At 55.0% G+C, this 23136-nt stretch carries 19 protein-coding genes; 12 read left to right on the forward strand and 7 right to left on the reverse strand.

What is annotated here, in order from left to right:
• The first annotated feature begins 2 nt into the window (after positions 1-2).
• The 5 genes from HEQ60_RS00320 to HEQ60_RS00340 all read left to right on the forward strand — a co-directional run bounded on the left by HEQ60_RS00320 (position 3) and on the right by HEQ60_RS00340 (position 8085).
• Positions 3-476 carry a DoxX family protein gene (locus HEQ60_RS00320; RefSeq protein WP_168068408.1) on the forward strand — a complete coding sequence of 158 codons (474 nt, stop codon included), beginning with the start codon at positions 3-5 and terminating at the stop codon, positions 474-476.
• A 147-nt stretch (positions 477-623) separates the two neighbouring features.
• Positions 624-3353 carry a PAS domain S-box protein gene (locus tag HEQ60_RS00325; protein WP_168068410.1) on the forward strand — a complete coding sequence of 910 codons (2730 nt, stop codon included), beginning with the start codon at positions 624-626 and terminating at the stop codon, positions 3351-3353.
• Positions 3347-3736, forward strand: coding sequence for a response regulator (locus HEQ60_RS00330; protein WP_168068412.1), 390 nt, complete (start codon positions 3347-3349; stop codon positions 3734-3736). The genes HEQ60_RS00325 and HEQ60_RS00330 overlap by 7 nt, the downstream gene beginning before the upstream one ends.
• Entirely contained in the window at positions 3733-5388 is a 1656-nt protein-coding gene (locus HEQ60_RS00335) for a diguanylate cyclase domain-containing protein (protein ID WP_168068422.1), read from the forward strand. Before HEQ60_RS00330 ends, HEQ60_RS00335 begins: the two co-directional genes overlap by 4 nt.
• A 30-nt stretch (positions 5389-5418) precedes the next feature.
• Positions 5419-8085: an ATP-binding protein gene (locus tag HEQ60_RS00340; protein WP_209315340.1), complete on the forward strand. Its 2667-nt coding sequence runs from the start codon at positions 5419-5421 to the stop codon at positions 8083-8085.
• A gap of 34 nt (positions 8086-8119) precedes the next feature.
• On the opposite strand, the gene HEQ60_RS00345 is transcribed toward HEQ60_RS00340, so the two are convergent.
• The 3 genes from HEQ60_RS00345 to HEQ60_RS00355 form a co-directional block, all read right to left on the reverse strand.
• A complete protein-coding gene (locus HEQ60_RS00345) occupies positions 8120-8647 on the reverse strand; it encodes a chemotaxis protein CheW (RefSeq protein WP_066136762.1) in 528 nt (175 codons plus the stop codon).
• Positions 8648-9054: 407 nt separating this feature from the next.
• The gene (locus HEQ60_RS00350; RefSeq protein ID WP_168068426.1) at positions 9055-9282 is read right to left on the reverse strand and encodes a hypothetical protein; all 228 of its coding nucleotides are present in this window, start codon (positions 9280-9282) and stop codon (positions 9055-9057) included.
• Positions 9283-9434: 152 nt separating this feature from the next.
• Complete coding sequence (locus HEQ60_RS00355) at positions 9435-9869, reverse strand: Lrp/AsnC family transcriptional regulator (protein ID WP_066135189.1); 435 nt, start codon at positions 9867-9869, stop codon at positions 9435-9437.
• A 168-nt stretch (positions 9870-10037) separates the two neighbouring features.
• On the opposite strand from HEQ60_RS00355, the gene HEQ60_RS00360 reads away from it, so the two are divergent.
• Positions 10038-11279 (forward strand): TIGR03862 family flavoprotein, encoded by a 1242-nt coding sequence (locus HEQ60_RS00360; protein ID WP_168068428.1) that lies wholly within the window; start codon positions 10038-10040, stop codon positions 11277-11279.
• On the opposite strand, the gene HEQ60_RS00365 is transcribed toward HEQ60_RS00360, so the two are convergent.
• Positions 11276-12070, reverse strand: a complete 795-nt coding sequence (locus tag HEQ60_RS00365) for a DeoR/GlpR family DNA-binding transcription regulator (RefSeq protein WP_168068430.1) — start codon at positions 12068-12070, stop codon at positions 11276-11278. The genes HEQ60_RS00360 and HEQ60_RS00365 overlap by 4 nt on opposite strands.
• A gap of 301 nt (positions 12071-12371) precedes the next feature.
• Between HEQ60_RS00365 and glpD the strand changes: the two genes are divergently transcribed.
• Positions 12372-13895, forward strand: a complete 1524-nt coding sequence (gene glpD / locus HEQ60_RS00370) for a glycerol-3-phosphate dehydrogenase (RefSeq protein WP_168068432.1) — start codon at positions 12372-12374, stop codon at positions 13893-13895.
• 30 nt (positions 13896-13925) lie between these two features.
• Here glpD and HEQ60_RS00375 read toward each other — a convergent pair whose 3' ends face one another.
• A complete protein-coding gene (locus HEQ60_RS00375) occupies positions 13926-14531 on the reverse strand; it encodes a hypothetical protein (protein WP_168068434.1) in 606 nt (201 codons plus the stop codon).
• A gap of 300 nt (positions 14532-14831) precedes the next feature.
• On the opposite strand from HEQ60_RS00375, the gene HEQ60_RS00380 reads away from it, so the two are divergent.
• Positions 14832-16136: a glutamine synthetase family protein gene (locus HEQ60_RS00380; protein ID WP_066136764.1), complete on the forward strand. Its 1305-nt coding sequence runs from the start codon at positions 14832-14834 to the stop codon at positions 16134-16136.
• Between the two features lie 35 nt (positions 16137-16171).
• On the opposite strand, the gene HEQ60_RS00385 is transcribed toward HEQ60_RS00380, so the two are convergent.
• On the reverse strand, positions 16172-16666 hold the full coding sequence (locus HEQ60_RS00385; RefSeq protein WP_245183671.1) for a CoA-binding protein: 495 nt from the start codon (positions 16664-16666) through the stop codon (positions 16172-16174).
• Between the two features lie 30 nt (positions 16667-16696).
• Positions 16697-18487, reverse strand: coding sequence for a potassium/proton antiporter (locus tag HEQ60_RS00390; RefSeq protein ID WP_168068438.1), 1791 nt, complete (start codon positions 18485-18487; stop codon positions 16697-16699).
• Between the two features lie 309 nt (positions 18488-18796).
• On the opposite strand from HEQ60_RS00390, the gene rplM reads away from it, so the two are divergent.
• The 4 genes from rplM to HEQ60_RS00410 all read left to right on the forward strand — a co-directional run bounded on the left by rplM (position 18797) and on the right by HEQ60_RS00410 (position 23100).
• A complete protein-coding gene (gene rplM, locus HEQ60_RS00395; RefSeq protein WP_168018617.1) occupies positions 18797-19261 on the forward strand; it encodes a 50S ribosomal protein L13 in 465 nt (154 codons plus the stop codon).
• A gap of 3 nt (positions 19262-19264) precedes the next feature.
• Complete coding sequence (rpsI, locus tag HEQ60_RS00400; protein ID WP_168068440.1) at positions 19265-19717, forward strand: 30S ribosomal protein S9; 453 nt, start codon at positions 19265-19267, stop codon at positions 19715-19717.
• 630 nt (positions 19718-20347) lie between these two features.
• Positions 20348-21481, forward strand: coding sequence for a type III PLP-dependent enzyme (locus HEQ60_RS00405; RefSeq protein ID WP_168068442.1), 1134 nt, complete (start codon positions 20348-20350; stop codon positions 21479-21481).
• A 197-nt stretch (positions 21482-21678) separates the two neighbouring features.
• Entirely contained in the window at positions 21679-23100 is a 1422-nt protein-coding gene (locus tag HEQ60_RS00410; protein WP_168068444.1) for a homospermidine synthase, read from the forward strand.
• Positions 23101-23136 lie beyond the last annotated feature (36 nt).

The raw sequence follows: 23136 nt of genomic DNA on the forward strand, positions 1-23136 counted from the left end.
AGATGGTTGTTTTTGCAGATCACCTTATACGCGCATGGTATGGTGGCTTGGGTCTTGTTGCGCGGTGTCCTGAATGGGTTCCGGTTCTGTGCGCCCGTGTTGGGATAGCTGGAATATTCTGGCGATCCGGAAGGACAAAGGTTGATGGATGGTCTGTGACAGACCAAACTATCTTTTTGTTCCGGGAAGAATACAGATTACCGCTGTTGTCCGCTGAGATGGCGGCTTATATGGCTGCTTGGGCCGAGCATATTTTGCCGGTTCTGCTTGTTCTGGGTCTTGCGACCCGCGTGGGGGCTTTGGGTTTGTTGGGTATGACCTTGATCATCCAAGTTTTTGTCTACCCGAATTTATGGCCTGATCATGCGACATGGGCAGCAGCCCTGTTGCTGATTATCATGCGCGGACCCGGCCCTGTTTCAATTGATCACGGTCTTTCTTGTTATTTTTTCCGGCGTATACATGATGAACCCTGATCAAGGGTATGCGGACCAACTCTTTTCCAGCAAAAGAATTCTCTTTCGTCTTTAATATGTATTTTTGTTACCGTTAGATGATGTTGTAGGCGTATCTGTGTCCGCTTGGCTGTGGGAAAGGCCGTTCCCGTGCGCCAGAACAGGTCTGTGATTGTTATCATGCTTTCTGCCTTGGGCCTTCTTGTCCTGTGGACAATCTGGTTCGAGTGGCAGAGCCATGGCCGTGCGCTGGAATCATCGCGCCGGGAGGCCGTGGCGATGGTTGGGGCGTCTGCGGCGGCTCTTTCGTCTTCCCTGCGGGCGGTCGATGTGGCCCTGATCTCGGCGCTGTCTGTTCTGGAGGCAGGCAGTTTTGACGTTCAGTCACGCTATGCCAGCATTGTATCCCAGTTACGCCGCCATGCCATGTCTACTCCTGCAATTGATGATATCCTGGTCTTTGACCAGAATGGTGATGTTGTTTTTCACAGTGGTTACGACATTCTTCCCCGTCTCAATGTTGCAGACCGGCAGTATTTTCGTTTCTTTGCTGATGGGTTGAACGAAGGCAATGACGTCCTGTTTGTCGGCGACCCCGTAACCGGCCGTATCAGCGGCGAATGGTTTATTGCCATGGCGCGCCGTTTGTCCAGTCCTGACGGGGCGTTTTCCGGGGTAATCCTTGCAACAGTCGGGACGGTCCCTCTTGCATCGCATGTTCGCTATCTTGCCTCACGAACCGGGGCGTCTGTTGTCCTTGTGACAGGAACGGGTGCGGTGGTTGAGGCCGAAGTACCTCCCCAGCGCAACAACTGGACAGGGCGCAAGGTGTATAGCCTCCCTCTGGGCCCATTGCCGGTAGAAGAGTCCCTGCTGGTCGATACTGTTCTTGAGGATGAACAGTGGATGACGGTCATCCGCCGGGTCGAGGATTTGCCGTTGGCCCTGATTTTGTCCCGGCCATGGTCGGTTGCCTTGGCAGAGTGGTACAGCACCCTTGTACGGGAACTGTTTCTTCTTTTCGGAGCATTGGTCGCCCTGTCCCTGCTGTGGTGGCCACTTTCCCGGGCCATTGCAGATCGTAACCGTCTGTTCGAGCTGTCTCCGGATCCGGTGTGCATTCTGGATCCAGAGGGTGCTTTTGTGTCGGTCAATCCTGCGTGGGGATATGTGCTGGGGGTAGAACCGGGCAGTCTGCTCCGCAGGTTGTTATCGGATTTTGTTGTTTCCGATGACCGCAAGGCATTTCATGATGTTGTCGCCCGTTTGATCGAGGGGGCAAGGGTTGAGGAATTTGTTGTTCATGTGACGGGGGCAGGGGGTAGCAAGACGCCCCTGTCCTTTACGGCGGTTAGTGACAGTGCCGGTATTTTCGCGATAGCCCGTAACATCAGCCGCCGCCTTTCGGCTGAAAGTGCCTTGCGGCAAAGCGAGCAAAGGTTCCGGGATGTTGCTGAAGCATCAGGGGAATTTGTTTGGGAAGTTGATGCGGCCGGTTGTATCGTCTTTGTGACGGAGCGCGTGCAGGGTGTTCTTGGTTATCGACCGCCCGATATGAAGGGCTGTCTGTTTGTCTCTTTCATGCGTGGAGAGACCCGGAGGTTTCTTGAGTCCTCCCTGGGTCGTTTGACAGGATTCCGGATGGAAGCGGATGCTTCACGAGCCGATGGAACATCTGTTCGCTTACGTTTGTCCGGACTTCCCATTCTGGCAGAGGATGGCCATCTGAATGGATTCCGGGGAACAGCCCTGGACATTACGGAAAGCTACTTGGCCCGGCAGGCGCTGCAGGACAGTGAGGAGCGGTTTCGTACCATTGTTAATACCGTTGTTGATGGGATTATAACAATCAACGAGCGAGGCATGGTTCTGTCTGTCAACCCTGCGGCAGAAAGAATGTTTGGTTATACGGCGGCCGATATGATGGGCCACGATGTATCCATGCTGATGCCAGAGTCTTATGCAGCTCATCATGGGCAGTATATTGCCGATTATCTGGAGCACGGTGTTCCCAAGGCTATCGGGATGGTGCGCGAGCTGGAGGCTCTGCGAAAGGACGGAGAGCTTTTTCCCATTGAACTGGCGGTCAGTGAAGTCTGGATTGGTGGTGTTCGTCTCTTTATTGGTGTAGTGCGTGATATTTCTGAGCGCAAGCGTGTGGAGAGAATGAAAAGTGAGTTTGTGTCTACAGTCAGTCACGAATTAAGAACGCCCTTGACGTCAATCCGTGGATCACTGGGGCTGGTTGGTGCCGGTGCGGCCGGTGTTCTTCCAGAGAAGGCGAGTGAGCTGATCCATATTGCCCATTCAAACTGTGAGCGTCTTATCCGCTTGGTCAATGACATTCTGGATATCCAGAAGATAGAAGCAGGGCGCATGGTCTTTGACATGCAGATTATTGATTTATCTGATGTTATAAGGCGATCCATTACGGATAACGAGGCTTTTGCCAACCAGTACAAGGTCAAGGTTATTGCGGCGGCTTTACCAGACCATGTCATGGTACATGGGGACAGGGACCGGCTTTTCCAGGTTGTGACAAACCTTCTGTCGAATGCGGTCAAGTTTTCTCCATCTGGCGGCGCTGTCAACGTTGGCGTCCAGTTGTCGGGATCGATGGTGCATCTGACGGTAGAGGATTTTGGGCCCGGTATTCCTGAAAGTTTTCATGACGATATTTTTCAGAAGTTTTCACAGGCCGACTCCACGGATCGCCGCGCCAAGGGGGGGACCGGGCTTGGCTTGTCTATTGCCAAGGCGATCGTCGAGCATCACGGTGGACACATTGGATTTCATTCAGTTGAAGGGCAGGGAACAACATTTTATGTTGATATTCCGGCTGTTGGTGATTCCGGGCGTGCGCAACCGACAGGACATGGCAAGGAGGGTTCATGGTGACCCTGCAGCGGGTGCTTTACGTGGAAGATGACCCTGATATTCAAGCCATTGCCACCTTGGCCCTGGTCGATGTTGGAGGATTGAAGGTAACGGCCTGTTCATCGGGAGACGAGGCGTTGTCGGCTTTTCCCTCGGCAGATCCCCAGATTGTTCTTCTGGACGTTATGATGCCGGGCATGGATGGCCCGGGTACCCTGCAAGCCTTGCGGAAGCTTCCGGGCGGTGATCGTGTTCCTGTTGCTTTCATGACAGCCAAGGTCCAGTCGCACGAAGTGGCCCGCTACATTGATATGGGAGCGGCCGGCGTTATCAGCAAGCCGTTTGACCCCATGACATTGGCTGAGCAAGTCCGGACAATCTGGCAGCGCGCGGAGGGTATATGACCGAAGGCAAGCTGCGTGATTTGATTATACGGTATGTTCACTCCCTCGATGCACGGCGTGTATCGATGCAGGAAGCCGTTGATCATTTTGTGTCGCTTGCCGAGACGGGTAAGGATATCCGTCTTGATCGTTGCTTTGCTGATTTCCGGCGTGATTCCCATCAGTTGGCTGGATCTGCCGGCAGTATGGGGTTTGCGGCGCTCGGGCGTGCGGCCATGGCGCTGGAAGTGATGATCAATGCACTGGTCGAGCGTCAGTCTCCACCTTCTGTACGTGATGTTCGGCAAATGCGCGCTTTGTTCGAGCGCGTTGTTCTGCGTATGGAAGCAACCAATGCGGAAGACAGCACCCTTTTTTCCCTGTCTCATGATGCTACAGAGGATGCACCATCGGGACAGCCCCGTACTATTGCCCTCGTGTCCTCTGCGCTTGGGGAGTTCACTCGGTTAGCCCAGGAGCTCCACCCCTTTGGTCTGGAGCTATCCCTGTGCAGTAATCGGGATTGTTTTATGAAATTGCTACAGGACAATCAGCTACGCGCTGTGTTGTTTGACAGGCATGCCACGGTATCCGGTCTTTCTGCTGATCAGGTTCGTGCCCTGTGTCCACCTTCCGTGTCCTTGGTTATTTTATCAGACAAGATAGATCTGCGGTGCCGTGTTGATGCGTGGCATAACGGTGCGGGTTCTGTCATCGATATCAGCAGCGGCGGCGCCGAGGTTGTTGATGCCATAGAGCATGCCGCCGGCCCCATTGGTTATGCCGTACCGCGTGTTCTTATCGTTGATGATGACGAAGCCATTCTGGCCGTCTGCGAGCACGTGCTGTCCGAGGTTGGTATTTCGTGCGAAACATTGCCGCATGCCGAAAATATTCTGGATGTGATCAGCGTGTTCCGGCCAGACTTGCTGGTCATTGACCGGCATATGCCTGACTTCAGTGGTCTTGAGGTTGCGGCCGCTATACGCCAGCAGCCCGCTTATACAAATTTGCCACTGATTTTCCTGACACGGGATGACAATCTGGAATCACGCATTGATGCCATTCGGGCTGGTGGAGATGGCTATGTCACCAAGCCGGTTGACATGGAGTATCTGATTGCCTTGGTGCGGCAGCGTATTTTGAGATCCCGGCAGTTGCAGGGTATGATCAGTCGTGATGGCTTGACCGGTCTGCTCAATCACGCCGCTTTCTACAAACGCTTGGAGGTCGAGATTGCGCAGGCTCATCGTAGCGGTAATCCACTGTCTGTCATGCTTCTCGATCTTGATTATTTCAAGAAAGTTAATGATACGTGGGGGCATCCGGCTGGTGATGCCGTATTGCAATCCTTGGCCCGTCTTTTGCGCCAGCGGCTACGGTCCGGTGACCTGTGTGGTCGTCTTGGTGGGGAAGAGTTTGCCATTCTACTGACCGGTACCAAGGGGTCCGATGCCTTGCGGGTGGGGGGAGAGCTTCTGGATGCCTTCCGTGATATTACCCATCACAGTGGTTCGGAAACATTCACCCTTACATTCAGTGCCGGTGTGGCGGAACTGACAGCAGGTATTGCTGCAGATCAGCTGCTTGCTTCTGCAGATCGTGCTCTTTATGCGGCCAAGCGTGGTGGCCGTGCACAAGTATACCGTGACGTGGATATCTCCTCTGACTGACATCCTGTCCTTGCTTGTCTGGTGGTATCTGTGCTTCCTTTACGCCTTGGGGTGTGTATGGGTGGGCGAGGCACTGTGTTCTGGTTCGTTGATGTGGGGGAGGGTTCATTTCCGTCGGGTACGTCCTGTCAGTTGCGGGAGCATTTGCTCCGGAGGTACTTGTCTGGCTCCATAGCTGCTCGCGTTCTGGCCAATATAGCTGCCTCCCTGGCGGTTATTGCCCTCTTGTTCGCTGTTCCTGTTGATATGGTTGGCGGGATCCTTTGGGGGGGCAGTGTTCTTGCATGTGGATTGTTTGCTGTTGTTTGGAGAATATTCTGGCGTGCCCGCCTTGCCACTATCTCATCGGCACTCCTGACTTGTGAAGTCGGCCTTTCTGTTCTGGCTGTCTTGCAAGGCCTGGCCTGGGGAAGCGGTATTGTAACGTTCGGGGGTGCTTTGCCCGGACCTGAAGGCTTTTTGTACCTGCTGGTTCTGGTTGCTGTTGCTGCGATTACGGTTCTGAATTACGCGCCGTTGCCTGCGGGTATGTTTGGTTTTGCAAGTGGGGCCTTGTTCTTTCCTGCGGCTGTTCTTGCCGGCGATGATGGGCCTATTTTACCGCTGATCGGGCTTGCCGGTATCGGTTACGGGATTTTTCTCCTTGCCGGTGGGTGGGCACGTTATCGCGAACTTGTCCATCAGTACTGTATCAATGCCAGCCACCGTGATGTGTCAGAGCGGCTTGCCGAGCACGAGGTTCGCCATCGTTCGGTTCTGGAGTATCTGCCCGAGTTGGTGGTGGTTCTGGATGCGGATCTGCGTATTACCTTTCATAGCGCCGCCTCGGGGGATCTTTTTGGCTATCCTCCGGGTACCATGCAAGGGATGGATCTTCTCGCTGTTATTGCTCCGGCAGACCGGAGCCGCCTTCACTGTGCCCTGCACGGTCTTTTCCTGGATCCGGAGCAGACCTTTGCGGAGTTGATCGGCGGGCTTGCCCGTGACGGGCGTTCTGTCCCCCTGTCGCTGCGTGGGCGGGCTATACCGGGTGTTTCGCCGGAGCGTCGGCCACAGGAGCTGGTGATTACCCTTCGTGATGCAACCAGGCGCCTTCATGTTGAGGAGACATTACGACGGGCAAAACATGAGGCCGAAGCAGCGGGGAAAGCGCGGTCAGATTTTCTGGCCATGATCAGTCATGAAATTCGTACCCCGATGAGCGGGATTCTGGGCCTGGTTGATCTTTTGTCGGTCAGTGACCTGACGGAAGCGCAGAGAGAGCATGTGAGTGTCTTGCAGCGTGCCTGTGATCATCTGTTGGATCTTCTGACAAGTGTCCTTGATTTTTCGCGTATCGAAGCCCGTGGTATACGGATTGAGACTGAACCATTTGACCTGCGGCGTGTTGTGGGGGCTGTTACGGACATGTTCCGTGGCGAAGCAAAAGCCAAGGGAATACAAATGCGTGCGGTTGTCGCCCCGGAATTGCCGGCAACATGGGTGGGGGACTCCCGTTGTCTGCGTCAGATTTTGGCCAATCTTGTTGGCAATGCTGTGAAGTTTACACAGGTTGGTCATGTCGAGGTCCGTGTGCGGGGCTCTTCATCCGGAGATCATGGGGTCCTCTGCTTTGATGTTGAGGATACCGGTGTCGGTATTGCACAAGGGGCCTGTGATTCCATCTTTGACCCCTTTGTCCAGGTCAATCGTGAATTGATAGGGAAGTCTGTTGGCTCCGGTCTTGGTTTGGCTATCTCCAGGCGTCTGGTTACCTTGCTTGGTGGCAAGATTTCTGTATCCAGTGCTGTTGGGCAGGGATCGGTTTTCAGTTTTACAATTCCTCTCTCTGTTGGGCCGGAACGTGTCAATCTTGTAAAAGATGTTCTGCCAGTCCGTATGCCGCGGGTTTGGGAGAGGGCGCCCGAGGCTATAAAAGTTCTGGTGGTTGATGACTCCGATCTTAATCGACTGGTGATTTGTGAAATGTTGAGCCGCCTTGGGTTTTGTGTTGTCGAGGCGCAGAACGGTGCAGAAGCCATCGATTGCCTTCAATCCGGGCCAGGGGGGTATCACCTTGTCTTCATGGATATCCAGATGCCCGAGGTTAACGGGATAGAAGCTGTACGGCGTATTCGCTTTGCTGAGCAATGCGCTGGCCGTCAGCCTGTTCCTGTTGTTGCTGTTTCGGCCAGTTCCCGGGATGAGGATCGTGAAGCGGCTCTGGAGGCGGGTTGCTGCGCCTATGTTATCAAACCACTGCGACGCGAACAGTTACTTGAGATTCTTGATCGTTTCCTTTCGGGGAACAACATTACGGCCTGTGTTAATTCATCCATGCGTGGAACTGTCTCGCGTCTTTCTTCCGGTCAGCCGGTTTCTGTTTCTCCATCTCTTGTGACGTTGTTGCCTGGTTTTCTGGAGGCGATGCAGGCCCATATTACAGAGTTACGTCAGATGGTTATTCAGGGCAGAAGCACAGATGTTGTGCGCATTTCACATGCCGCGAAAGGGAATGCCATGCTGTTTGGTTGCCCCCGTCTGGTAGAGGCATTGAGACGTCTGGAGGATCAGGGACGGATCTGGGAGAGCAAGTCGGGAGAAGGTTATGACGAGGTAGAGCAAAGCTTCATGCAGGCCCTTGTCGAGGCTGTCGAGCGTGAAGTGCTGTCTCTGGAGCACGAATCCGGTGACCAGTTGTCTGAGGCTATTGCCTAGACGGGCACCCTCAATCTCCTTGATAAAAGGCGTCCTACCGGCTGGCGTACGTGAAGCCGCCCTCTCCAAAAGCCAGGAAGGAGTCGACGTCCAAGACGATCAGCAATTCTCCTTCCAGCCGCACAACGCCGGCCGAGATGCCACGCCAGCGTGGATCAAGCGTGGATGGATTCTGCTCTACACCACGCGTTGGCAGTGTCAGAACATTCCCCACACTGTCGACCCTGAGGCTATACAGTTCTTGGCCCAGCTCCACCGTGACGCACATGACGTGTCCCTGTGTTTCGGATTCAGCTTGTTTGGGAAGGCCTAGGCGGGTGCGCACATCTATAACGGTTACAATGCGGCCACGCAGGTTGATGGAGCCCGCGACTTCGGGAGGTGCGAGCGGGATGCGGGCAATCTTTTCGGGGACCAGAATGTCCTGGACGCGTTCTACCGGGATCCCAAACAGCTGGCGTTCGACGTAGACAGTTACAAAAACCTGCTCGTCACGACCAGCGGCGGTACGCCCTCCTGTTGAAGGTACGATATGCCCTTGGCTGGGGGTCAAGTCACCCATGTTTTCACACTCTCCAGTGATCCCCTGTTGTGCACGATAATGAACGCAATGAACTGCTTGTGCCAGCTCTTTTCCCAGACTGATGTTGGCCTGTGACGGGATGGACACGAACAGGAAGGACCAAAAGCGAGCAGGCAAAAAAACCTTGGTATGCAAGGTGGAATTTGGCTGTCTCGGCAGTTGTTGTCTGCATCGCTATTTGACTGTGCAGACAAGTTTACACCTTGGTCTCGGTGGGTGGATAGTTTTCTTATGGTTTGTACAATATCGGCATATCAACCCATGGGTTTTATCTCTTTCTCTGCGTGGTACCGCGCATACCGGGAATTTGCTGCAATTGCACGCAAGCAGCACCACGCTACCGTGATGATCCGGGGTGGTAGATCAAGCAAGTGGCCGTGGGTAATTTAGTTACGCATGTCGGGTTGTTTTTGCATGACATCTTCAGCTGCGCTGATAGCTGAATGGATAGAGCTGGCAAGTTCCGGGCTCAGGGCTTCAGCCTCGTGAAGCAAGTATGTCAGACAGGCGTGAATGCCGCGAATGGCAATCACACGACCCGCTGGGGAGCAGGGATCCGGATCCAAGCCTTCTGTGCATGTATCATGGTACGTTCCATAAATATCAAACGGCATGGCAAAGATTACCCGAAGCAGTTACTACCGTTCCCGTATTTTACCTTTTATTGCTCAGTATTCAATTCTATTTATATGTGCAAAAGAGGACATACAATCCAGGCTTTATTCTGGTTTTATAGCGGTATTTTTTCGTTCATTTTCTTTCATTCTTACAGCTTGTGTGGTGTGAGAAGTATTATGGTCTCTGTGATCTCCACACCTTTCAGCTTTCTAATGTATGACAGGGCATTGTCCAGCTCTGACAAGGATTGCGCCTGCATTTCCATAACGATGTCCCAACGTCCATTGGACGTGTAGATGGTTTTTGCTTCGGGGATTTCACGCAGGGCCCGCAGGGTGTTCTCGCTGGTGCGCGCTTGTTCGTGGATCAGCGTAATGGCGCGCACCCCTTCGGTAGGTCCAGTTACCTCAGAGCGGGTTCGCACTGTGAAACCAAGAATTTCCCCGTCTGTTTGAAGGCGATCAAGGCGGTTCTGGACAGTGCCGCGTGACACGCCAAGAATGCCCGCCAAGGATGCAACTGGTAGCCGCGCGTTATCGCGTAGCAGTGCCAGAAGGCGTCGATCCAGATCATCAAGAGCCATAGTCCACCAAGAAACCTATCGTTCAGTTTTGTCCCCATGATGCACGCCCGGCCCATTTGAGCAAGCGCCATGATCTGGTCATACTCGGGTTCATGGCGGGTGAATGGGCCTTGGCTTTCAGGTTTTGACACTGCTATGGTCCGCGCCTGATCAGGCTGGAAAGACGTAATGTGTACATCTGTGAAGACCGTGAACGTGGCTATCATCGGGGCAGGGCCGGCTGGCTTGATTGCCGCACAGAAGATTTCATCTGTTTTTCCGGATGTGCATGTCTTTGATGCCACGCCTTCCCCCGGGCGCAAGTTTTTGTTGGCAGGTCGAGGGGGGCTTAACCTGACGCATTCCGAGCCTGAGGATCTTTTCTTGGGTCGTTATGGTGAGCAAAGGTCTTGGCTGGAACCTATGATCAGGACTTTTGGTCCAGAAGACGTTCAGCGTTGGGCTGCCGATCTCGGGATTGCGACATTTGTGGGTACATCGGGGCGTGTCTTTCCTGTTGACTTCAAGGCGGCCCCTTTAATGCGTTCCTGGCTCAGGCAGCTTCGCAGCCAAGGCGTCGTCATTCACACCCGTTGTCGTTGGGTCGGACGTGCTTCGTCCGGAGACTGGGTGTTTGAAAGTCCGGAAGGGGGCGTATCTGTCCGTGCGCGTGCTGTGTTATTGGCGATGGGCGGTGCCAGTTGGCCGCGGCTTGGGTCTGACGGGGCCTGGGTTGATATTCTGGCCTCTGCAGGTCTTTCCATTGCCCCGCTGCGTCCTGCCAATTGCGGTTTTGAGAGGGCTTGGTCCGATCATTTTATGGCCCGCTGGGAAGGGGAACCTCTCAAGGCTGTAGCGTTGTCTTTTGAAGGCGTTACCCGGAAGGGCGAAATGATTGTCAGCCGCAGCGGGGTAGAGGGTGGCCTTGTCTATGCCTTTGCAGCCGCTTTGCGGAATGCGCTGGAAAGAGATGGCTACGCTGTGCCCTGTCTGGATTTGTTGCCTGACCGGGGCTATGAGCAGGTGGTGCGAAGTCTCTCATCACCCCGCGGTCGTCAGTCCTGGTCAACATTTCTTAAAAAGGCTGTTGGGCTGGGGGGCGTCAAGGCCGCGTTGCTCCGCGAGTGTGTCGATCCTTCTACATTGTCCCGTCCTGATGATCTGGCCCGGTTCCTCAAGGCGTTGCCTGTGTCGCTGTCAGCCCCCCGCCCCATAGCCGAGGCTATCAGTTCGGCGGGGGGTGTGGTGCGGGCAGAACTGGACTCCTCGCTGATGCTGTCATCCTGGCCGGGCGTTTTTTGCGCCGGAGAGATGCTGGACTGGGAAGCACCTACCGGAGGATATTTGCTGACAGCCTGCCTGGCAACAGGTGCTCACGCGGCTTCCGGTCTTGTATCATGGTTGCAGGAGCAGGGTCGCTGTAAGGATTAGTCTTGCAGGACACTGATCCGGGTCATGGCATTTGCGGTGCAGAAGACCTTGACGCCCCCTTGGGTACAGACCTGGGAAAGGCGAGGGGAGTTCACCTCATCTGTGAACAAGGCCGAAACCTGACTTATATGGGCGATCCGTACAGGTGCCGATCGCGATAACTTTGTGCGGTCTGCGACCAGAAACACCTGACGTGCATTCTCAATAATAGCCTGGGCGACACGCACTTCCCGATAGTCGTAATCCAGAAGAGCGCCATCCTCGTCCATGGCCGATGCCCCGATAACAGCGTAGTCAACCTTGAACTTCTTGACGAACTCGGCTGTGGCTTCCCCGACCAGGCCACCGTCAGAGCGGCGAAGCAGGCCACCGGCGACAATGATCTCGCATGATGGGTTCTGGGTCAGTGTATTCGCAACATTCAGGTTATTGGTAATGACAAGCAGATTCCGGTGGCCCAGCAGGGCACGAGCAACAGCTTCTGTCGTTGTGCCAATGTTCATGAACAAGGATGCGTTGTGCGGTATTTCCGATGCACACAGCCGCCCGATTTCGTTCTTTTCGTCGGCAGCGATGACACGGCGTGTTTCGTAGCCGACATTCTCGATCCCAGAAGCCAGCACCGCACCGCCATGGACCCGGGCCAGCATGCCACGTTCACACAGCTCGTTCAGATCCCTGCGGATAGTTTGCGGTGTGACCTGGAAGCGGGACGCAAGGTCATCAACCAGGACCCTTCCGGATTCACGAGCCGCATCCATGATTTCCTGCTGCCGGAAAGACAGGATCATCGTGTGTCCTTTTCATGCAAGATATGAGCAAGGAAGCATAAGGATCATCTTTTCCCGGTCAAGGTGTAAAAGTATGACTAAGATGCCTCATTTCTACTCCTTGTTTTCGGCTTGTTATTTTAAAAGTTAAGAGGGAATTGTCGGTATATAGATCTATGGTAGATGTGCTGATGCAGTTCTGTAAATGTCTTGAACCTCTTTATCTTTATATGAAAATTAATCATCCTTAAGGATATGGGTGTAGAGAATTTGTTCAGTATTTTCTGTTCAACAGGACCGGGAACAACGTAAGGGGTATGCAATGGCAGCGTATAACGCACCCTATGATCTTGCCGTTATTGGTGGCGGCATTAATGGGTGTGGTATTGCGCGGGATGCTGCCGGACGTGGCTTGTCGACGTATTTGTGCGAGCGTGATGACCTCGCGTCAGCAACCTCATCGGCCAGTACCAAATTGATTCATGGTGGCTTGCGTTATCTTGAACATATGCAGTTTCGCCTGGTTCGGGAGTCTCTGGCTGAAAGGGATGTTTTGTTGCGGTCCGCTCCGCACCTTGTTCGCCCCCTGTCCTTTATCCTTCCTTGGGCACCGGGTTTGCGCCCGTACTGGCTCCTGCGTTTTGGTCTTTTCCTGTACGATTTTTTGGGGCAACGGCAGCTTTTGCCTGCATCCCGTGCCCTGGATTTACGAGCTGATCCGTCCGGTGTGCCCCTGTTGCCGGCTTTTCAGAAGGGGTTTGAGTATGCCGACTGTTGGGTGGATGATGCACGGCTGGTAATCCTTAATGCGCGCGATGCGGCCGGGCGCGGTGCTGTTATTGACAGTGGTACACGGTGTATCAGGGCCCGCCGTGATGCAGGAGGGTGGCACCTGACTGTCGTGTCACGTGATTCATCCCGTGAACGTGATGTATGGGCAAAAGTTCTGGTCAATGCATCCGGACCATGGGTGAATGATGTTATGGCCAACGTGATTGATGGTGCATCGTCTCATGCAGGCCCGAGAGAGAAGGTGCGCTTGGTCCGTGGAAGTCACATTGTGGTTCCCAAGCTGTTCAGCCATGAAAAAGCCTACGTCCTTCAGCACACCGATCGCCGTGTTATTTTTGCCCTGCCTTTTGAAGATGATTTTACCCTGATTGGCACAACAGATCTGGATTACAGTGGTGACCCATCGGATGCCTGCTGTTCGGGGGAGGAGACGGCGTATCTATGCGCGGCGGTTTCACGTTATTTTCGCTATTCAGTTTGTCCTTCGGATGTTGTCTGGACATATTCCGGCGTTCGGCCTTTGTATGACGATGGTGCCTCGGCGTCTCATGCCGTGACGCGTGATTATGTCCTGCGTGTTGACAGGTCTCCTGATTTAGCCCCTGTTCTTCACGTCTTTGGTGGCAAGATAACGACGTACCGCAAGCTGGCCGAATCAGCCCTTGAACGTCTGCGTGAGTTCTTTCCCGATCTTGGCCCATCATGGACAGAGGTTTCCTGTCTGCCGGGTGGTGATTTTGATCCCGTTGACTTTGACAGGCACGTTGCAGATCTGTTGAGGGCTTATCCTTTTCTGAACGCGCGTCAGGCGCACCGTCTTTTCAGTGCATATGGTACGTGTGTGAACGATCTTTTGGCTGACGCGTCGTGCTGGTCCGATCTTGGTGAGGCTTTCGGTGCAGGCCTGACCGCCCGGGAGCTGCAGTGGATGATCCAGCATGAATGGGCCCGCAGCGCAGACGATGTGCTGTGGCGACGGTCCCGTTTGGGATTGCACGTGACCCGCAAGGAGGCTGGGGATATGGATGCCTGGATCCGTAGTCAACTCTCCTGAGTTCCCCAAGTAAGACAGCATCAGTTTTTTTTACTGTCGGGTTGGATTACCGAAATCCGGCAAGTCAACCGGCTGGGGAAGGGGTGGTGTCTGATCTGTGGCCTTGGTTTCAGCCTGTTCTTGTCGGGCCTGTAACAGCTCCATCATGTGTGCTGCTCTGGCTCCGGCTTCCCTGGAGTCCTGGCCGGGTCTTCGTGTCGTGTCACGCTGTACTTTGCGTGGTGCCTGTTGCCGTGCTGTATTCTTGTAAGCGCGCGATATATCATCCTCAATCTGTGCAAGGCGCGACGCAATGATGCTCATATGCTCACGTACGGCAGCTTCGTGTTTGCGTATGCTTTCTTCTGTTGTGGCGCGCAGGTCGTGTTCCATGCGATCAACGCGTACCGCGCTGTCCTGTTCCAGCGACCGGCGGATCCTGCTGACATCCTTGACAAGCTCTGTGCGCACCAGGCGCGACTGTTTTCCAAGCTCATCCCGAATATGGCGCAGGTTTTTCTCCATGTCAGAGCGGAGTTCCACCTTTATCTGATAGGCTGATTTGACAAGGGATGACAGATACGAAAGCAGGAAGAACAGGCCGATAACCAAGGCGGCAACGGATACCGTCAGCCCCGTCAGAACGGCATAATCCATGGCTTGGTCCTCCTCCCCCCGGAAGTCCCGGACGCCGTATATGGATCACGGCACGGGCATCCGCTCATTCTACGTCCGCCCGTTTCGCGTGTACATACGGCTGTTTTCGTCTGTTGTCATGGTTGTCTCTGCGGGGGATGTCGGGCTATCATCTGCCAGTGTATGACTTTACAGACGAGGCGTTGCATGTCTGAGACCGAAGCCGCGCCGAGCGGCGCCCCGGCCTCTTCTCCTTCCTCTACCGATGGTGGAGGGCCCCTGACAACAGAAGATCTGGTCCGGTGGATCACAGAGCGAGGCATGACCGAAGTGGAATGCCTTGTTCCCGATCTGGCTGGCGTGCCAAGGGGTAAAATATTACCTGCCCACAAATTTATTGCTGGTCTGAAAGACCGTGGGCTGCGTTTGCCTGAAAGTTTGTTTATTCAGACAATCACGGGGGATTACCCCGAAGAGGATGTGATGGAGGATGTGGATCAGGACATGTATTTGCGTCCTGATCCATCCACAGTTCGAGTCGTTCCATGGTACGACGAGCCAACCTGCCAGGTTATCAACGATTGCTATTACAGGGATGGCAGTGCGGTTGATATTGCGCCCCGCCACGTTCTTCGCCGGGTGTTGCGCCTGTATGAGGAAAAGGGATGGGCCCCTGTCATTGCCCCCGAGCTTGAGTTTTATCTGGTCAAGGTCAACACGGACCCTGACTATCCTCTGGAGCCCCCCATCGGGCGTTCAGGCCGGGCTGAAATCGGGCGTCAGGCTTTCGGGATCGATGCGGTCAACGAATTCGATCCTCTGTTCGAGGACGTGTATGACTATGCAGAAGCCCAAGGGCTTGATGTCGATACGCTCCATCACGAGTCCGGGCCTGCGCAGATGGAGATCAATTTCGAGCATGGAGACCCCCTGGATCTGGCGGACCAGGTTTTCCTGTTCAAGCGTACGGTGCATCAGACAGCGCTGCGTCACAATGTGTACGCGACCTTTATGGCCAAACCCTTGGAGGGACAGCCGGGCAGTGCCATGCACCTGCATCAGTCTGTGGTTGAACGTGACAGCAGGCTCAGCCTGTTTGTTGACCGGGATGGCAGGGAAAGTGATCTCTTCCGTTGGCATATTGGCGGTTTGCAAACCTACCTGCCCCAGGCCATGTTGCTTCTGGCGCCGCACGTCAACAGTTACAGGCGGCTGGTGAAGAACTTCTCGGCCCCGATCAACATGCACTGGGGGCGTGACAACCGGACGGTTGGTTTGCGTGTGCCCAACTCAGAAGCCGGCGACACCCGCATCGAGAACCGCTTGTCCGGAGCAGATGCCAATCCCTATCTTGCAATTGCGGCATCGCTGCTGTGTGGCTATCTGGGCATGGTGGAGCGTCTGGAGCCATCAAACCCGATAACGGGATCAGGCTATACCAAGGCTCATGATCTGCCGAAGCATCTGCCTGATGCCATTGAGAAGTTCCAGAAGGCACAGCGTCTGCACGAGCACCTGGGGGATTTGTTCGGCGCCGCTTTCACGGCGGTGAAGTGGGCGGAGTGGGATGCCTATCAGGATGTCATCAGCTCTTGGGAGCGTGAGTTCCTTCTGCTGAACGTGTGATATGGTGTGAATGGATGTCTGGTTCCCGCGTCTGATCAGGGTGACATGACGCGGGGATATTCCTGTTTCGGGCAGCGGTTCATGATGACGGACAGGCCCGCGGCTTCGGCCGTGGACGCAGCGTGGTCGTTCCGTACGCCGATCTGCATCCATATGATCTTTATATGGCGCTGTTGCGCCAGGCGGATGGCCTCGTCCACAATGCCGGGTACGGCATCGCTTTTCCGGAAAATATCCACCATGTCAAAGTCATGGGGGATATCGCCCAGGGATGCAAAGACCTGCTCCCCCAACAGGGTTTGACCGGCCAGTGATGGATTGACCGGGATGACCCGGTACCCTTTCTTTTGCAGAAAGGACATCACGCCGTAGCTTGGGCGTTCCGGCCTGTCAGAAGCCCCCACCATGGCAATAACGCGCACGGTTTCAAGAATGCTGCGCAGAACGGAATCCGGATAGGCAATCAGGGCGTGGGGATCCTGTGGAAGTCGGTCTGGTGTGTGACGGAAGTGCATGGGGCTTTTGTCCATCGCCATGATCTCCATTGCCGGCTGCTGCGCTTACTCGTGCGTATGTATATGCACCCGCAGCCATCGGGGCAGGTATCGCAGAATTTTGTCCCACAGGTCAGAGCGTGTCGGGTCAAGGCGAATGCCGACAGAGATGATCTCGTCACCTTCCGTTTGCACAACAACAAGCTCTACCGGGCCTGCTGATACCGCATCTCCGACCGATGGAGTGTCAGCCAAGTGCTCCCTCAGCCATTCTGCAATCGTGACGCCTTCGACAGGCCCATCGACGGGTATTTCGTATGCCAAAGAGACGGGGCCCAGTGCGGTCGCTCCGGGGATAACAAAGTCCCCGAGGGCTGTATTACTTTTCTTCCGGCTATTGGACAGGAATTGTCGATCAAGGGTCAGGCTATGTTCCGGTGGTGCCAGGAACAGCACAAAGTCACCGGTTTTCAGGGTATGCAGCATGCGTTCGGGCACGACAAGGCCAGATCGCAGGACAGCCAGAATACGCGTTCGCTGGGGGAGGCTGAGTTCTGAGACAGGCCTACCGGCCATGGGGCAGCTTTCCCCGACGGTGTAACCAACAATATCCCGGTCCAGGTTTGACGGGATATCGACCTCAAGGCGTCCCTCCTGTGCCGGGGCCGGGGGGATCTCAATTTTCAGCAGCCTCGCTGCCAGGCCAATGGTCCACCCCTGCAGGGTCAGGGAGACAAGGACGACCGTAAAGGTAATGTTGAAAATGCGCTGGGCTTCCGGAATTCCGGCCAGAACAGGGATGATGGCGAGATAAATCGGAACCCCGCCCCGCAGGCCAACCCAGGCAATAAAGGCCCTCTCCCGCAGTGCAAAGCGGCTGCCAGCAAGGCACAGGGCCACCGCCACCGGTCGGGCAATGAAAACCATGGTCAGTGCGATAGCCAAGGCCGGTACTAGATCGGGCAGGAGCTGGTGCGGAGTGACCAGAAGCCCCAGTCCAACCAGAAGGACAAGCTGGCTGACCCAGGCAATGCCATCGTGGAAACGGAGAATGACGCTTTGTGCCCGTAGCCGCTGGTTGCCCGCAACGATGCCGGCCAGATAGACGGTCAGGAAACCAGAGCCACCCATAACGTGGCTGATTCCATAAAGTGACAGGGCGCCCGCAATCAGCATGACAGGGTATAGGCCTGGGGCCAGCAGAGTGCGATTGACCAGAAAGGCCAGGGCGGCCCCCCCGCCAATGCCGATTGCCGTGCCCACGCTGAAGGCTTGAAGGAGTGACAGACCTGCGGTGACAAGGGAGTCAGTGGTTGACCCATTGGTCAGGATCATGCCTACCAGCGTAACGGTCAGGAGGACAGCCATGGGATCGTTGGCCCCTGACTCCAGTTCAAGTGTCGAGGACACTCGCTCCCGGACGGCCGATCCTTGTTGGTGTAGCAGGAGAAAGACCGCAGCCGCATCTGTTGAGGCAACGACCGTACCGGTCAGAAGGGCTACAAGAACGCCGCTGTCAAAGGCAATCCAGGCGGTTATGCCGGTTATGATGGCCGTGACCACAACGCCCACCGTTGCCAGTGCGGCGGCCCGCCCCCACGATCGCCGTACAGACCTGAATGATGTCCGCAATCCTCCATCGAACAGGATAATGGCAACGGCAACCGAGGCCGCTGTGTAAATGGCCTCGAAGTTAGAAAAGCGGATGCCCCCGGGGCCATCTTCGCCCGCCAGCATGCCAAATCCCAGAAAGACCAGAAGCAAAGGGGCGCCGATGCGCGTTGACAAGGCGCCAGTAAGAATTGCAACCAGCAGGAGGCTGCCACCAATCAGGATAAGGTGGTGTGCCGTTTCCACGGACGGAATTCCCTTTTCTTTCAGGACGGCAGGCTTTTTCCAGTATAGGGCGCGTACCCCGTTACAGATACTGCTTTCGGGGCGTTGTCATGTTTGGGTGATTGCAATGTGTTGTGCACATAATCCCTGGAATGCCTTGCTTTATGCGGTCCTCGGGAAGGGTATTATAAAACCTCACTATTAGAGCTTTGATATAAAAGGATTAATTTTGGTTGACGTCTTCTTTCTTCGTGGCATACTCCGCGCTCCTGGTTTCACCGGGGTGCTGGCTTGTGGTGCCTGCACCCGGCGATAAATGAAGTGAGAGCCATGAAAACCTATTCCGCTAAGCCGACGGATGTGTCCCGCAAGTGGTATGTGATCGATGCCGAAGGCGTCGTTCTGGGCCGTCTTGCTGCCACCGTCGCCAATATACTGCGGGGCAAGCACAAGCCGATCTATACCCCGCATATCGACACCGGTGACCATGTGGTCATCATCAATGCCGAGAAGGTCGCCCTGACCGGTCGCAAGCTGTCCCAGAAGCGCTTCTATTGGCACACCGGGTATCCGGGTGGCATCAAGGACCGCACCATGGAGCAGATTCTGACAGGTCCTTTCCCGGCCCGTGTTATTGAAAAAGCCGTGGAGCGTATGGTGCCCCGTGGTCCGCTTGGCCGTGCCCAGCTGAAGAAGCTTCGGGTCTATGCCGGCGCCGAGCATCCGCACGAGAGCCAGCAGCCTGAAGTGCTGGACTTGGCTGCCCGTAATCCAAAGAACAAGAGGAGCGCGTAATCCATGTCCCTCGCGGATTTGAAGGGCTCCGTCATGGAGATGCCGAAAGTCGAGCCGAAGCGTGATGCACAGGGTCGTTCCTATGCGACCGGTCGGCGCAAGGATGCTGTTGCCCGTGTGTGGGTGAAGCCCGGTTCCGGCAAGATTGTTGTGAATGGCCGGTCCTTGGAGCAGTACCTTGTGCGTCCTGTTCTGAGAATGCTGGTCAACCGTCCATTTTCGGTTGCCAATGTGTCCGGCCAGTTTGATGTGATGTGCACCGTTAACGGTGGTGGTTTGTCCGGTCAGGCCGGGGCAATTCGTCATGGCATCAGCCGTGCCCTGTCCCTGTTTGATCCGGCGCTGCGTCCTTCCCTGAAGGCTGCCGGGTTCCTGACCCGTGACCCCCGCGTGGTCGAGCGCAAGAAGTACGGCAAGCCCAAGGCCCGTCGTTCGTTCCAGTTCTCGAAGCGCTGATTGCAGCGTTCTTTGTGGCTGTTCACTGGGGGCTGGCATGTGTCAGCCCCTTTTGTGTATCAGGAGGGGTCTTTTTACCCTGTTTCGAGCTGATATGTCCGGAATATGTCTTCGGATCTTTCCCCTTTCTCTTGTTTTTCTGGCCTGTTTCTCCCTATAGCTTTATAAAGTTTATTCCTGCGCTTTTATGAGTGCATAAGTACGGCATTCCGGAACACAAAAACCGTTTGCATTGTCTGTCGTCCGGAGCTACAGAGACATTGTCCGTATTCGCACGTGCCCGTCGTCGCCCGACAGCCATAGTTCCTGATTTTCCGGGGCTTTGGAGGCGACCTAAAGCAACGACGTAACGCGGCTTTTTTGGTCTCCGCCAGCCTTCCACCGTTGGCGTTACTGAAGAGGCACTTTACATCATTGCCAAGCGTGCGGGTTGGTTCTCCCCAATCCGAAAACTGGCCCCACGACCCAACAGTCGGCAACCCCCGGCTGCCTGGTGTGCCAGCCACGAACAGCAAGCACTGCCATTCGCCTGCAGGTGCCGGAGGCCTGCGGGATATCCGGAAAAGCATGGGGGTGCTGTCCGGGTGGTTTTCCGGTTTCGTGAAACCTGACAGCCGAAAGCTCGCTGCCATGACTGAAAGAATTCATCACTTCCTTGAAACACGCCGTCCCGAAGGACCTTGCTTGGTTGTAGACCTTGATGTGGTCCGCGCCAATTACCAGGCATTTGCCACGTGTTTGCCCGATGCGCGTGTTTTCTATGCCATCAAAGCCAATCCGGCTCCGGAGATCCTGTCGCTTCTGGCAGGTCTCGGGTCGTGTTTCGATGCAGCGTCGGTCCCCGAGATCGAAATGGCGCTGGCGGCAGGGGCAACGCCGGATCGTATTTCCTATGGAAACACGATCAAGAAAGAGGCCGATATTGCCCGAGCCTATCAGATGGGCATAACGCTTTTTGCGTTTGATGCCCATGAGGAGCTGGAGAAAATTGCCCGTGTTGCCCCGGGAGCGCGGGTGTTTTGCCGTATTTTGTTTGATTGTGAAGGGGCCGAGTGGCCCTTGTCCCGCAAATTTGGCTGCGAGCCCGAGATGGCTGTTGAGCTTATGGTCTGTGCCCATGCGCTTGGCTTGCGTGCCTACGGGATTTCCTTCCATGTTGGATCGCAGCAGAGTGATGTTGGATCTTATGATCGCGCTTTGGAGCATGTGGCGGAAATTTTCCAGGCCTTGTCGGAAAAAGGCATCGACCTCTCCATGGTCAATATGGGAGGGGGGTTTCCGGCTCGTTACCTGCGCGATATCCCTGACGTTGACAGCTACGCTCGTGCAATCAGCGATGCCCTGCACCGGCATTTCCGGAACCGTATGCCGGAAACAATCATTGAGCCTGGCCGTGGCATGGTCGGCAACGCAGGTATTTTGCAGGCCGAAGTCGTTTTGATCTCAAGAAAGTCGTCCCGCCTGGATGAATTGCGTTGGGTGTATCTGGATATCGGAAAGTTTGGCGGGCTTGCGGAAACAATGGGGGAGGCCATTCGCTATCCCATTCGTACGCCGCGTGATGGCACAGAGCTGGCACCATGTGTCTTGGCGGGTCCTACGTGTGATTCTGCTGATGTGCTTTATGAACATACACCCTATCCTTTGCCTGTTTCCCTGGAAATTGGAGACAAGGTGCTGATCGGCTCGGCCGGTGCTTATACAACGACATATTCGGCCGTTGCTTTCAACGGCTTCCCCCCTCTGAAAGCGTTCTATATCTGAACACGGTGTTATTCTTTGATTCAACTGCCCCGAGCCATAGTCCGGGGCAGTTTTTTTACGTCACTTTTGTGCTTCCTGTGGTCGTAGATATCCATGTATAGATGACTCAATATACCTATGGTAGGTGCATGGGGTGTTGTATTCCAGTATGGGGTTGGCCTCGGGCTGCTTCAGTTTTTTCAGGGGTTGGGCATTCTATGGGGTATGTACCTGGACGGACGGTTTTTAACGGTCCTGTTGTCATTATTGGCTTTGGTGGTATCGGTCAGGGCTTCTTGCCGCTTCTGTTCAGGCACATCGATCTGCCGGGCAAGGACGTTACTGTTGTCAGTGCAGATGACAGGGGGCGCGGTATCGCCGAAGAAATGGGCGTACGCTTTATCCAGCAGGCACTGGATGCCGACAACTTGCGGCAGACCTTGGCGCATCTGTTGCAGGGGCGGAGTGGTTTTATCGTGAACCTGTCGGTGAATGTCAGCTCGGTTGCCCTGGTTTCCTTGGCCCGGGAATGGGGTGCCCTTTATATTGATACCTGTATAGAGCCTTGGGCCGGTGGATATACGGACCCGGCAGTTTCTCCGCCTCAGAGGAGCAATTATGCCCTCCGGGAAGAGGCCATTCTGCTGGCAGGCCAGTATGGGAAAGGGCCGACGGCCCTGCTGGCCCATGGTGCCAATCCCGGATTGGTGAGCCATTTTGTCAAGCGTGCCTTGTTGCACATCGCGCGTGACACCGGCGTTGCCATTACGGCCCCGAAAGAGCGTACGGGGTGGGCCTTGTTGGCGCACAAGCTGGGTGTAAAAGGCATTCATATTGCAGAGCGGGATACCCAGCGATCGGCGCGTCCGAAAGAGCGGATGACGTTTGTCAATACCTGGTCTGTTGATGGCTTTATTGCGGAAGGTCTGCAACCTGCAGAGCTGGGATGGGGAACGCATGAGAAGTCTTTGCCACAGGGTGGGCATTGTCATGACTTTGGCTGCAAGGCCGCCATCTGGCTGGATCGCCCCGGAGCCGCTGTTCGGGTGCGCACGTGGACGCCGTGCGAGGGACCGTTTGTTGGGTTCCTGATTACCCATAATGAATCTATTTCATTGGCGGATTATCTGACGGTCCATAATGGTGACCGTGTTGTGTATCGCCCTACATGTCACTACGCCTATCACCCTTGCGATGCCGCTGTTCTCAGCCTGCATGAGCTTGCAGGAAAAGGCTGGTATGCCCCGCAAACACCGGTACAGATTGTTGATGACATTCAGGATGGGCATGATGAGTTGGGTGTCTTGTTATTCGGACATCAGAAGAATGCCTACTGGTATGGATCCCGGCTTGATATCGCAACGGCGCGTGGTTTGGCCCCTTTCCAGAATGCAACAGGGCTACAAGTTACGGCAGCTGTACTGGCCGGCGTTGTATGGGCTATCGAGAACCCGGATGCCGGTATCCTTGAAGCAGAAGATTTACCGTATGAAGATATATTATCTCTTGCAGAGCCCTATCTTGGTGTTGTGGAGGGGGCATATACGTCATGGACACCTTTGAACGGACGTAGTCGTTTCTTTGATGAATGCCTGGACCGTGATGATCCGTGGCAATTCCGGAATGTTATTGTTTCCTGATCGGGCCGCACCGTGGTGGTGTGGAATCCTCTGTGT

The organism is Haematospirillum sp. H1815 (assembly GCF_012102705.1).
GTDB lineage: Bacteria > Pseudomonadota > Alphaproteobacteria > Rhodospirillales > Rhodospirillaceae > Haematospirillum.